The 12,171-nt window shown below is 73.1% G+C and carries 11 protein-coding genes; 6 read left to right on the forward strand and 5 right to left on the reverse strand.

What is annotated here, in order from left to right; all coding sequences use genetic code 11:
• Positions 1 to 34: 34 nt before the first annotated feature.
• Positions 35 to 1,699 carry an MFS transporter gene (locus IE177_RS12840; RefSeq protein WP_190015394.1) on the reverse strand — a complete coding sequence of 555 codons (1,665 nt, stop codon included), beginning with the start codon at positions 1,697 to 1,699 and terminating at the stop codon, positions 35 to 37.
• Positions 1,700 to 2,003: 304 nt separating this feature from the next.
• On the opposite strand from IE177_RS12840, the gene IE177_RS12845 reads away from it, so the two are divergent.
• Genes IE177_RS12845 through IE177_RS12855 form a run of 3 tightly spaced genes read left to right on the forward strand, consistent with a single transcriptional unit; the run spans position 2,004 to position 3,239 of the window.
• Positions 2,004 to 2,462, forward strand: coding sequence for a DUF6325 family protein (locus IE177_RS12845; protein WP_229816030.1), 459 nt, complete (start codon positions 2,004 to 2,006; stop codon positions 2,460 to 2,462).
• A gap of 20 nt (positions 2,463 to 2,482) precedes the next feature.
• Positions 2,483 to 2,800, forward strand: a complete 318-nt coding sequence (locus IE177_RS12850) for an SHOCT domain-containing protein (protein WP_190015395.1) — start codon at positions 2,483 to 2,485, stop codon at positions 2,798 to 2,800.
• A gap of 28 nt (positions 2,801 to 2,828) precedes the next feature.
• Positions 2,829 to 3,239, forward strand: a complete 411-nt coding sequence (locus tag IE177_RS12855) for a DUF4186 domain-containing protein (protein ID WP_190015396.1) — start codon at positions 2,829 to 2,831, stop codon at positions 3,237 to 3,239.
• Here IE177_RS12855 and IE177_RS12860 read toward each other — a convergent pair whose 3' ends face one another.
• The gene (locus IE177_RS12860) at positions 3,240 to 4,790 is read right to left on the reverse strand and encodes a M1 family metallopeptidase (protein WP_190015397.1); all 1,551 of its coding nucleotides are present in this window, start codon (positions 4,788 to 4,790) and stop codon (positions 3,240 to 3,242) included.
• Between the two features lie 217 nt (positions 4,791 to 5,007).
• On the opposite strand from IE177_RS12860, the gene IE177_RS12865 reads away from it, so the two are divergent.
• From IE177_RS12865 to IE177_RS12875, 3 genes are all read left to right on the forward strand, one after another.
• Positions 5,008 to 7,227 carry an NADP-dependent isocitrate dehydrogenase gene (locus IE177_RS12865; protein ID WP_190015398.1) on the forward strand — a complete coding sequence of 740 codons (2,220 nt, stop codon included), beginning with the start codon at positions 5,008 to 5,010 and terminating at the stop codon, positions 7,225 to 7,227.
• Between the two features lie 140 nt (positions 7,228 to 7,367).
• Positions 7,368 to 8,159, forward strand: a complete 792-nt coding sequence (locus tag IE177_RS12870) for an N-formylglutamate amidohydrolase (protein WP_190015399.1) — start codon at positions 7,368 to 7,370, stop codon at positions 8,157 to 8,159.
• Between the two features lie 97 nt (positions 8,160 to 8,256).
• Positions 8,257 to 9,483, forward strand: a complete 1,227-nt coding sequence (locus IE177_RS12875; RefSeq protein WP_190015400.1) for a cytochrome P450 — start codon at positions 8,257 to 8,259, stop codon at positions 9,481 to 9,483.
• Positions 9,484 to 9,493: 10 nt separating this feature from the next.
• Here IE177_RS12875 and IE177_RS12880 read toward each other — a convergent pair whose 3' ends face one another.
• The 3 genes from IE177_RS12880 to IE177_RS12890 are packed head-to-tail and all read right to left on the reverse strand — an operon-like array spanning position 9,494 to position 12,110.
• On the reverse strand, positions 9,494 to 10,024 hold the full coding sequence (locus IE177_RS12880) for a hypothetical protein (protein ID WP_373305079.1): 531 nt from the start codon (positions 10,022 to 10,024) through the stop codon (positions 9,494 to 9,496).
• A gap of 26 nt (positions 10,025 to 10,050) precedes the next feature.
• Positions 10,051 to 10,689, reverse strand: coding sequence for an RNA polymerase sigma factor (locus tag IE177_RS12885; RefSeq protein WP_190015401.1), 639 nt, complete (start codon positions 10,687 to 10,689; stop codon positions 10,051 to 10,053).
• Positions 10,686 to 12,110: a S8/S53 family peptidase gene (locus IE177_RS12890; protein ID WP_190015402.1), complete on the reverse strand. Its 1,425-nt coding sequence runs from the start codon at positions 12,108 to 12,110 to the stop codon at positions 10,686 to 10,688. Before IE177_RS12890 ends, IE177_RS12885 begins: the two co-directional genes overlap by 4 nt.
• Positions 12,111 to 12,171 lie beyond the last annotated feature (61 nt).

Consider the following 12,171-nt stretch of genomic DNA (forward strand, 5'->3'; position numbering starts at 1 on the left):
TTGTCAGCGTGCACACGGCCAAGGAGCCGCGGCCTCACCCGCCATGGGTGAACCGGCGCCGGCCGCGCGACCGTGCGTCACCGTCCGGCCGGGCGTCGTCCGGTGACGGGCCGGCCGGGCGCGGGCCGCGGGACGGGGCGGCGGGCAGGCCCGGGGTGACGAGGAAGCCGGCGAGGGTGACGCCGCCGGCGGCGAGGACCGCCGCCTTCAGGCCGTCGAGCTGAGCGGCGGCGTACGTGTCGGTGAGGGCGTCGACCTCGGACGGCGGCAGTCCGGCTCGCTGGGCGGCCGAGCGCACCTGGCTGGTGGGCACGAAGCTGACCCCGGCCTCGAGGGCGACGCCGGTCTGCCGGCGTGCCTCCTGCGACAGCGCGGGGTTGTTCTCGACATCGGCGGTGAACGCGTGCACCAGCGCGCCGATGAGGATCGAGCCGATGAGCGCGGTCCCCAGCGCCGAGCCGAGGTTCTGGGCCGTGAACTGCAGGCCTCCCACCTCGCTGCGTTCCTCCTCGCCCACGCTTGACTGGACGACGTTGCCCAGTTGCGAGGCGAGCAGTCCCATGCCGACGCCCAGCAGCGCCATGGCTCCGGCGAACTGCACGTCGTCGATGGCCGGCTCGATGGTGGCGAGGAGCCAGACGATGGCCGCGGTCAGCGTCAGCAGGGCCAGCCGGACCACCCGGCGCGGCCCCATGATCCGGCCCAGTCCGGCGGCGGTGAGCGAGGTCACGAGCATGGTGACGGACACCGGCAGCAGCCGCAGACCGGTCTGGAAGGCGTCGAAGCCCTGCACCACCTGGAGGTACAGCGGGATGGTGAAGAACAGCCCCAGCAGGATGAGGTTCTGGCTCAGCAGGGCGAGCAGACCGGCCCTGAGGGGTGGCAGGTCCAGGAGGGACAGGTGCACCAACGGGTCGGCGCCCGTGGCCACGCGTCTGCGCTCCCAGCGCACGAAGAGCGCCAGCACGGCCACTCCGGCGCCCACGACGAACAGGGTGGGCGCGAAGCCGAGCACGGTGAAGGGCGGGTTGCGCGGCTGTACCCAGCCCCAGGTGCTGCTCTGCAGCACCCCGAGCACGCCCAGTGCGAGCCCGGCCGCCGAGAGGACCGCGCCGACGAGGTCCAGCCGGGGCGGGGGCGCGGCCCGCGCGGACTCCGCGATGACCCGCTGGAAGCACAGGACGGCGAGGACGACCACCACCTCTCCGGCGAAGACCAGCCGCCACGTCAGATAGGTCGTCACCCAGCCGCCCAGCAGCGGGCCGACCGCGATGCCGGCACCGGCCAGGCCGCCGATCACGCCGTAGGCGACCGCCCGGTCCCGGCCCCGGTAGGACTCGGCGACCAGGGCCGCCATGGCCGGCAGCACCATCGCCGCTCCGATGCCCTCGGTGACGGACCAGCCGAGCGCGAGTACCCACAGGGTGGGCGCGACGGCGGTGAGACCCGACCCGACGCCGTAGACCACCATCCCGAGCAGGAACAGCCGACGGCGGCCGTAGATGTCGCCGAGCCTGCCGCCGATGAGCATGAACGCGGCCATGACCAGCGCGTACAGCGTGATGACGGCCTGGATGGCGGTGACCTCGGTGTCGAAGTCCTCGACCAGCCGGCTGATGGAGACGTTCATGACGGAGGTGTCCAGCACCATCAGGAACTGGGCCGTCCCGAGCACCATCAGAGCCCGCCAATGTCCCACGACGTCACCTCGCCGAACCCGTCCGGGCGTCCGCGTCCGCCCGTCACCGGCGGCACCGGCTCCGGGCCGCCGCTCCCATCGCAGCGCGGGCGGCCACCGCGCGCCTCACCCGTGGCGGGCGAACGTCCGGCCGCCTTCGCCGGGACCGCCGCACTTCTGCCGGTGGCGCCCGCGCCCACGGAGGTGCGCGCCCCAGCGCCCCGTGCTGGACTGGAGGGGAAACGGGGGCATGACGGACGTCGGGCCGCGAGGCGCCACCCGCCGGCCGGCGCGCCGCCCCCCATCGGGCTCCACGGGAGTGGTCATGGACAGCGTCGAAGAAATGGGCCCCGTCGACTACCTGGTCATCGAGTTCCCCGGCAACCGCATGACGGGCGAGGCGTTCCCCCTGCTGGTGGATCTCGCCGAGCGCGGCATCGTCCGGATCATCGACCTCGCGTTCATCCGCAAGGAGACCGACGGCTCGGTCGTGGCCCTGGAGTTGCGGGACCTCGGTGACGAGATCGACCTCTCGCTCTTCGAGGGTGCCTCGGCCGGTGTGCTGGACCAGAGCGACCTGGACGAGGCCGCGGGCGTCCTGGATCCCGGCAACTCGGCGGCTGTGCTGGTGTACGAGAACCTGTGGGCGGCTCCCCTCGCCCGTGCGCTCAGGCGCAGCGGGGCCCAGCTCGTGGCGAGCGGCCGGATCCCGGTGCAGGCGCTGCTCGCGGCGCTGGACGCCACGGAGGGGACGGAGCCGCCCGGCGGCTCCGCGGCCGCCTGACTCACCTGGGAGGTACCGACATGCCCGGACTGCTTCGGGGCGTCGCGCGCACGGCCGTCGTGGCCGGAACCGCGACCGCCGTCTCCAACCGCGTCTCACGTCGGCAGGCGGGCCGGTGGGCGCAGCAGGACTACGAACAGCAGCAGGGGTACGCGCAGGCACAGCAGGCGCCGCCGCCGCCCCCTCCCGCCGCGCCGCCGGCCGCGGCACCGCCGGCCGACGCCGCCGACGCCATGACCCAGAAGATCGACCAGCTCAAGCAGCTGGCCGAGCTGAAGGCCCAAGGGGTGCTGACGGACGAGGAGTTCGAGCAGCAGAAACGCGCGCTCCTGGCCTGAGCCCGGCCCGAGCCGAAGAGGACGGCCGGTGGCCGACGACGACCGGCGCCGTGATGCGCGCGCCCTGGACCGGCGGCTCGACGCCCTCGCGCGGCAGCCGTTCCGGGCGCGCTTCCACCTGCGCGGGCGGGAACGGGCCACCGCCGAGTCGAAGGGTCCGGCCACGATCCGGTGGCACGCGTACGACCTGGTCGCCAGGCGGCTGGCGCCGGCCGAGCCGTACAAGGACGGCAAGCAGACGCCGTACCGGGGGCATCCGGTCTTCGTGGCCCAGCACGCGACCGCCACCTGCTGCCGCGGCTGCCTTCGCCGCTGGCACGGCATCCCCCAGGGACGCGAGCTGACGCGGGCGGAGCACGCCTACGTGGTGGACGTGATCTGCAGGTGGATCGAGCGCGAGATGGCGGGCGGGGCCGGTCGGGGCCCCGCCCGCGGCTGATCAGAGCGTGGCCGAGTTCTCGTGCCAGTGGCCGCCGCGCTTGCTGTGCGGGGCCGCGAAGGAGGAGGCGACCGGGGTCACCGTCCAGTCGGGGTGACCGGGCATGCGCGGGGTCGTCGTGCCGTAGAGCCAGTCACGCAGGAAGCCGGACTGGTCCTGGCCGGAGACCTCCGAGGCCACGGCGATGTAGTCGTCGGTGGACGCCGAGGCCCCGCGGAAGCGCTCCAGGAAGGCACGCTCGACGGCGTGGAAGACGTCCTCGCCGACCAGCTGCCGGAAGGCGTACAGCACGAGGACGCCGCCCAGGTAGCGCTGGCTGTCGAAGAGGTTGACCGCGTTGGGGGCGGCCACCGGTCCGGAGTCGTGGCGCCACTGGTCGCCGCGGGCGTAGGTGTCCTTCATCCGGGCTTCCATGGTGGTGAGGCCGAGGGAGTCGGCCCAGCCGCGCTCGTAGCGGTACAGCAGCCCGTAGAAGTCGGCGTGGCCCTCGTTCAGCCACAGGTCCGCCCAGGAGGCGGGGCTGACGAGGTTGCCGAAGTAGGAGTGGACCAGCTCGTGCATCATGTGCGAGCCGATCTTCTTCTCCTCCTGGAGCAGGAAGCCCGGCTTGTACAGGGTGAGGGTCTGGGTCTCCAGGCCGGTGAAGTCGAAGGCCTTGGGATCGTCGGAGTTGCACGGCAGCAGGCCGTACGTCTCGAACGGGAAGGCGGCGCCCAGCCGGTCCTCCAGCCAGGTCACCAGGCCCGGGGTGAGGGCGAGGGCCGGTTCCAGGGCGGCCGCGCGGGCGGTGGGGACGACGTCGCGCAGGGGCAGGCCGTGCGGGCCCTGCCGGTCCTTGATCACGTAGTCGCCGACGGTGATCTGGACGAGTTCCGTCGCCATCGGCGAGGCCGAGCGGTACGTGTACGCGGTGCGGCCGTCCGAGAGCGTGTCCGTGCCGGTGAGCGTGCCGTTCGCGACCGCGCGCAGGCCCTCCGGGACGGTCAGGCGGAAGGAGAAGGCGGCCTTGTCCGACGGGTGGTCGTTGCACGGGAAGACGGTGTGCGCGGAGTTCGGCTGCGGGCAGATCGCGAAGCCGTCCGGGGTGGGCACCCAGGCGGTGTGCGGGAGCGTACGGCGCGGGTCGGCGGAGTAGCTGACGCAGACGGTCGCCACCGCCCGCTCCGGGAGCGGCCCCGCGGGAACTATCCGCAGCTTCTCGTCCACCTGTTCCCAGGTGGCGGCGCGGCCGCCGACGTGTACGGAGCGTATGTCCAGGCCGAGGGCGTCGAGGGAGAAGCGGCTCAGCCCCTGGGTGGCGCGGATCCGCAGGGTGGCCGTGGCCTCCACCAGCTTCGTCGTGGCGTCGTAGGCCAGGTCGAGGTGGTACTCCGACACGCGGTAGCCGTCGTTGCCGAGGGCCGGGAACACCGCGTCGCCGAGGGTCTCCGGGCCGGGCTCCCCCGTGGGCCTGTCCGGTGCCGCCTGGGCCGGGGAGTCCAGGGTCAGTGCCGTCGCCGTACCGATCATCAGGGCGGCCACCGGGGCCGTCACTCTGGTGCGATATCTCATGGTCCGCTTTCGCTCGGGCGGCCGGGAGGTCGGATCCGGCCGCCGATGAGTGGTGGATCACCCGTGGTCGGCGGGCGATCGCTTGTCATGACCACTTGCGGACGGTTTCGGTTGCGGCGGCGCGCGATCTTTTCCGGCCGGGACCCCTGTCGAGCGGACCCCGATCACGAGATATCTTGATGTCGAGCAATGTTGCAGACGTGGAGCGGAGCACCCGGTGACTGACTCGACCATCATCTACACCTACACAGACGAGGCCCCGGCCCTGGCGACGCATTCGTTCCTGCCGGTGATCAAGGCGTACGCCTCGCAGGCCGGTGTGCCCGTGGAGACGCGTGACATCTCGCTGGCCGGGCGCATCATCGCCGTCTTCCCGGAGTACCTGAACGAGGACCAGCGCATCCCGGACGCGCTGACCGAGCTGGGCGAGCTGGCCAAGACCCCCGCGGCCAACATCATCAAGCTGCCGAACATCTCGGCCTCCATCCCGCAGCTCAAGGCCGCCGTCGCCGAGCTGCAGGGCAAGGGCTACGCCCTGCCGGACTACCCGGACGACCCGAAGACCGACGAGGAGCGCGAGATCCGCGCCCGCTACGACAAGGTCAAGGGCTCCGCGGTCAACCCGGTCCTGCGTGAGGGCAACTCCGACCGCCGCGCCCCCGCGTCGGTGAAGAACTACGCCAAGACCCACCCGCACCGCATGGGCGCCTGGAACTCCGAGTCCCGGACGAACGTCGCCACCATGGGCGAGAACGACTTCCGCTCCACCGAGAAGTCCGTGGTGATCTCCGAGGCGGGCACGCTGCGGATCGAGCTGGTCGGCGAGGACGGCGGCACCACCGTGCTGAAGGAGTCCGTACCGGTCCGCGAGGGCGAGGTCGTCGACGCCTCCGTCATGCGCGTCGCCGAGCTGAACTCCTTCCTCGCCGCGCAGGTCGCCCGTGCCAAGGAGGAGGGTGTCCTCTTCTCCGTGCACCTGAAGGCCACGATGATGAAGGTCTCCGACCCGATCATCTTCGGTCACGTGGTGCGCGCCTTCTTCCCGAAGACGTTCGCGAAGTACGGCGAGACGCTCAAGGCGGCCGGCCTCACCCCGAACGACGGCCTCGGCGGCATCCTCAAGGGCCTGGAGAACCTGCCCGAGGGCGCCGAGATCAAGGCCTCCTTCGACGCGGAGATCGCCGAGGGCCCGGCCCTCGCCATGGTCGACTCCGACAAGGGCATCACCAACCTGCACGTGCCGTCGGACGTCATCGTCGACGCCTCCATGCCGGCGATGATCCGCACCTCCGGCCACATGTGGGGCCCGGACGGCCAGGAGCACGACACCCTCGCCGTCATCCCGGACTCCTCCTACGCCGGCGTCTACCAGGCCGTCGTCGAGGACTGCCGGGCCAACGGCGCCTACGACCCGTCGACCATGGGCTCCGTCCCCAACGTCGGCCTGATGGCGCAGAAGGCCGAGGAGTACGGCTCCCACGACAAGACCTTCGAGATCCCGGCCGCCGGCACGGTCCGCCTGGTCGACCAGGCCGGCGACGTGCTCATCGAGCAGCCGGTCGCGCAGGGCGACATCTTCCGCTCCTGCCAGACCAAGGACGACCCGATCCGCGACTGGGTCAAGCTGGCCGTCACCCGCGCCCGCGCCACCGGCGACCCGGCGGTGTTCTGGCTGGACGAGACGCGCGCCCACGACGCGCAGCTGATCGCGAAGGTCAACCAGTACCTGCCCGAGCACGACACCGAGGGCCTGGACATCCGGATCCTGGCGCCGGTCGAGGCCACCAAGCTGTCGGTGGAGCGCATCCGCCGCGGCGAGAACACCATCTCGGTGACCGGCAACGTGCTGCGTGACTACCTGACCGACCTGTTCCCGATCCTGGAGCTGGGCACCAGCGCCAAGATGCTGTCGGTCGTCCCGCTGATGGCGGGCGGCGGCCTGTTCGAGACGGGCGCCGGCGGCTCCGCGCCGAAGCACGTCCAGCAGCTGGTCAAGGAGAACTACCTGCGCTGGGACTCGCTCGGCGAGTTCTTCGCCCTGGTGCCGTCCTTCGAGCAGTACGCCGAGGCCACCGGCAACGCGCGGGCCAAGGTCCTCGCCGCCACCCTCGACCGCGCCACGGCGACCTTCCTCAACGAGGACAAGTCCCCGACCCGTCGCGTCGGCGGCATCGACAACCGCGGCAGCCACTTCTACCTGTCCCTGTACTGGGCGCAGGAGCTGGCCGCGCAGACCGACGACGCCGACCTGGCCAAGGCCTTCGCGCCGCTCGCGGAGACCCTCGCGGCGGGCGAGCAGCGCATCGTGGACGAGCTGAACGCCGTCCAGGGCTCCCCGGCCGACATCGGCGGCTACTACCAGGTCGACAAGGCCAAGGCGGACGCGATCATGCGCCCGTCGGCCACCTGGAACGAGGCGCTGGCGTCCCTGAGCTGACCTCGCCTGCGGCGGCGCCCTGCCCGCCGTCGTGCGTGACCTCCGCCTCGGCCGGTACACCCCGGCCGGGGCGGAGGCGCGTGCGGCCGGTGACGGCCGCGCCGCGCCCCATCCATCGACAAGACCCTCTGGAGCAGCCCGTGTCCGCACCCGTGCCCTCGTTCGAACTTCTCCCCGGTGCCGCGACGTCGCCGGTGCTGCTGCACGTGCCGCACTCGGCACGGGCGATACCCGAGGAGGTGCGGGCCGGCATCGTGCTGGACGACACGGAGCTGGACCGGGAGCTGGACCACATCACGGACGCGCACACCGCCTCGATCGCCGAGCGGGCCGCCGCCCTGGCCGGGGTGACGCCCTGGAGGTTCGTGAACCGGCTGTCGCGGCTGGTCGTGGACCCGGAGCGGTTCCCGGACGAGCGGGAGGAGATGCTCGCCGTGGGAATGGGCGCCGTGTACACCCGGACCACGCACCGGGCCGAGCTGCGCCCCGCGGACAGCGACCCGGAGCCGCTGCTGGAGCGGTACTTCCGGCCGTACGCCCGGGCGATGACGGAGGCGGTCGCGGAACGGCTGGCCGCTACCGGGCGGGCAGTGATCGTCGACGTGCACTCGTATCCGGCGACCGCGCTGCCCTACGAGCTGCACGGGGCCGGACCGCGCCCGCCCGTGTGCCTGGGCACGGACGCCTTCCACACCCCGCGGGAGCTGACCGAGGCGGCCCGCGCGGCCTTCGCCGGGTTCGGGGAGACGGGCCTGGACAGCCCGTTCGCGGGGACCTATGTGCCGCTGGACTTCTACGGGCGTGACGCCCGGGTCGGCGCGCTGATGGTCGAGATCCGCCGCGACACCTACATGACGGAACCGGGCGGTCCGGCCGGCCTGGGTCTCGAACACCTCGCCACCGCCCTGGCCGGGCTGATCGACACCCTCTGAGTTCCGGACCGGGCACCCCCGGCCGGCCGGTCCGTGCCGCCTCCGGCTGGAGCACTTCCGCAGGACAGGGGGCGGGGCGCGTACCAGGGTGGAGGGCATGACGACCGTGGAGAGCAGCGCGCCCTCGGGACGGACGCCGCCGCCCGTCCGGGACTGGCCGGCGCACGACCTGGACGGGACGGACTTCGACCCGGTCCTCGCCGATCTCATGCGCGAGGGACCGCTCACCCGGATCCGGCTGCCGCACGGCGAGGGCTGGGCCTGGCTGGCGACCCGCTACGAGGACGTCAGACTGATCACCAGCGATCCGCGGTTCAGCCGCGCCGAGGCGACATGCCGTCAGGTGACCAGACTCGCCCCGGACTTCGCACCGCGGCCCGGCTCGCTCGCCTGGGCGGACCAGCCCGAGCACAACCGGCTGCGCAGGCCGGTCGCCGGCGCCTTCACGGTCAGCGCGATGAAGCGGCTGCGGCCCCGGGCGCAGGCGGTCCTGGACGAGCTGGTGGACGGGGTCGTCCGGGACGGGCCACCGTCCGATCTGATCGAGCGGGTGCTGGAGCCGTTCCCGGTCACCGTCGTCAGCGAGCTGATGGGCGTGCCCGCGGCCGACCGGCCTCAGGTCCACGCCTGGACGCGGCAGATCATCTCCACCTCCGGTGGGGCCGAGGCCGCCGCGCGGGCCAAGACGGGCCTGTACGGGTGGATCCGGTCGATCGTCCGGGCCGGCGCGCACAGCACCGGCGAGGACGTGTACGCGCTGCTCGGCCGGGCGGTGTCGGGCGGCGACATCGGCGAGGAGGAGGCCGTCGGGCTCGCCGGCCCACTGCAGATCGGCGGGGAGGCCGTCACGCACAACTGCGGGCAGATGCTCTTCCTGATGCTCACCCGTCCGGAGCTGATGGAGCGTGCGCGGGCGCGTCCCGAAGCGCGCGGTCCGCTGCTGGACGAACTGCTGCGCTACGTCCCGCACCGCAGCACGGTCGGCCTCGCCCGGATCGCACTGGAGGACGTGGAGGTCGCCGGGCGGCTGATCGCCGCGGGCGACGCGGTCCACGTCTCCTACCTCGCCGCCAACCGCGACCCGGACGTCTTCCCCGTCCCGGACCGCATCGACCCCGACCGCGACCCGAACCCGCACCTGGCGTTCGGCAACGGCCCGCACTTCTGCACCGGCGCCGTACTGGCCCGGCTGCTCACCGGGCTGCTGGTGGACACGCTGCTCGACCGGCTGCCCGGGATGCGGCTGGCGGTGCCGCCCGAGCAGGTGCTCTGGCGGCACCGGACGATGATCCGCGGCCCGCGCACGCTCCCCGTCACCTGGTGAGCGGGTCCGGTCAGGCCCGCAGCCACTCGGTGACGATCACGTCCGCGCCGGTCCGCAGCCGCAGGGCGAACGGGCCTGCCGGGGCCGTGTCGCTGGTGAAGCGGCCGAGGGTGTCGACCGGGACCGGGCGGCAGGTCTGCGGGCCGCCGAGCACCTCGACGCGTGCCGACCGCGGCGGCAGCACCTGCCCCATCAGCCCCGCTTCGGTGACCTCGACGTCGACGGTCACCTCCCCCGCGCGGAAGGTGAGCATGCGCGGTGCGTCCGTGGCGCCCCGGACCGGCAGCGCGTCCACCAGCGAGTCGAAGGTCAGCTCGGCGACGCGGGCGTCCAGGTCGTGCAGGGCGTAGGCGTCCAGGGCCAGTTGGCGCAGCTCCTCCGGGACCGGGTCCAGGACGGCGGCCGCCTCGCGCAGTTCCTCCTCCAGCAGCGCGTCGGAGAACTCGTCGCCCTCCGGGCCGTCCCGGGGAGGTCCGGCCCCGTCGAACCCGTTCCCGTCGAACCCGTCTCCGGCGGATCCGTCCCCGTCCGGGCCGTTCACGCCGTGTCCGTTCACGCCTTGGCCGTTCACGCCGCCTCCCGCGCGTCCATCCGGGCCCGTAGCCGGCGCAGGCAGCGCTGGCGCAGGGGGCCGATGCTGCCGACCGCGATGCCCAGCGCGGCCGAGATCTCCAGGTAGCTGGGCGGCGGGGAGGCCACCAGGACGCGCAGCAACTGCCGGCAGCGGTCTCCCAGTTGGTCCAGCTCGTGCCAGAGCCTGCGGGCCCGCTCGGCCCGGTCCGCCGCCTCCTCGGACTCGATCAGGGACTGCTCCGGCGTCCGCTCCTCGCTGGCCCGGTCCAGGACGTGCGGGTCGTCGGTCAGGGTCAGCCGCGCCAGGCCCCTGAGCACCTTCAGGCACTCGTGACGAGCCGTACTGGCCAGCCAGGAGGCCGCCTTGTCCGGCTCCCGGATCCGGGCCAGGTGCTGGGCGAAGCGGAACCACACGGTCTGGTAGACCTCGTGGCCGTCGGCGTCGGAGAGCCGGTACGCGCGCACCACCGACCACACCAGCGGGCTCATCCCCTCCACCAGCGCCTTCCAGGCCGCGGCGTCCCCGTCGCCGGCGGACCGGACCAACGCGCCGACCTGTGCTCGGTCCACGGCTCCACCCCTTGTGTACGGGTCGTCATCGTACGACGTGGAGCGGAGCGTTCCGGCCCTCATGCGGGCAGCGCCGGGGTCGCGAGCGGGACCGGGCGCCAGGTGGGCGGGCGCAGCGCCGGTACGTGCGCCCCGCGCACCTCGGCCCGGGCGGTTGTGTCCGCCAGCAGCCGGGCGCCGGCCGTGCGCGGGTCGCGCTCCCGGTGCGCCGTCATGCGGGCGGCGACGAGCCCCGCGGCGACCGGGGTCGCGAAGGAGGTGCCGCTCCACTGCGCGAGGCCGTCGAACATCACCTGGTCGGGCTTGGCACCGGTGCTCTCCCGGCCCTCGCTCAGCACGCCGGTGTGGCGCGGGTACTGGCAGGTGCAGGCGTAGTCGAGGCCGAACCGGCAGGCGTCGTAGGTGGAGTGCTGGTAGACGTACGGCACGGGCGTGCCGAAGCCGGTGAGGGCGCTGGTCAGCCGCTCGCCGGGGGCGTACACCCGTACCCAGGGGCCGTGGTTGGTGAAGCAGGCCCCGCCGTCGCCGTCGGCGCGCAGCGCGCCGACCGACAGCACGCTGTCCGCGTACTCGGGCAGGGCAGCGTAGGCGGCGGGCCAGAACGGGACGTCGCTGCCGTTGTTGCCGGCGGCGGCGACGAGCAGGGTGCGCCGGGTGCGCAGCTCCCGCATGAACGCGTCCAGACCGATCAGGCCGTCGGATCCCCCGGTGGGCGTGCCCGCGGACAGGCTGATGACGTCGGGCCAGCCGCCCCGGTCCACCGCCTCGAACAGCTTGGCGCCGAACTCGGACTCCAGGACGGCGCCCGCGTCGTTCAGCGTGCCCCGGACGACGATGTCGGTGTCGGGCGCGACGGCGGCGAGGAGGCCGGCGATGAACGTGCCGTGGCCGACGTACTGGTGGAGCACCCCGTCGCCGTCGGTCTCGGTCAGCTGGGCGTCGCCCGTGGTGTGGGCGAGGAGCGGGTAGGAACGGTGGTCGTGCACCAGCCCGTTGTCGATCACCAGGACCCGGACGGCGGAGTCCGGGTGGTGACCGCCCCCGGCGGCCGCGGGGTTGGCGGCTCCGGTGCGCGGGACGGGCACCGGCTCGTCCCCTGGGCAGGCGTTGACCGCGATGTGCACCACGTGGTTCCGGCTGACCAGGGAGCGGCCCCGGCGTTCCTCGGCCGCCCGCAGGGCGCGCAGGGCGTGCGGCACGGTGTCGTCGCCCCGGCCCGGGTCGCCGACGCGGATGCGGGTGACACCGGTGCGGTTGGTCTCCGGGCTCGTGCGGCCCACGTGCTCGGGGAACAGGCCCCGGGTCTCGGTGAAGTGCGCGCGCACGGTGTCCTCGACGACCCGGGCCTCCTCGCCGTCCCGGGCGAGGACGACACCCCGCTCGTAGAGGAGGTGGGCGTCGTCGTCCGGTCCCATGGCCAGTGGAACGCCGGGCATCGAGCGCTGGATGTGGTCGAACTGCTCGTGGAATCGCTGAAGTGCCATGCCGTGTCCTCCCCCTCGAGACGGTGGTACGACAGGGAGAGCCGCGGCACCGCCGTCTGAT

Origin of the sequence: Streptomyces lucensis JCM 4490 (genome assembly GCF_014650035.1) — a bacterium.
Lineage (GTDB): Bacteria > Actinomycetota > Actinomycetes > Streptomycetales > Streptomycetaceae > Streptomyces > Streptomyces lucensis.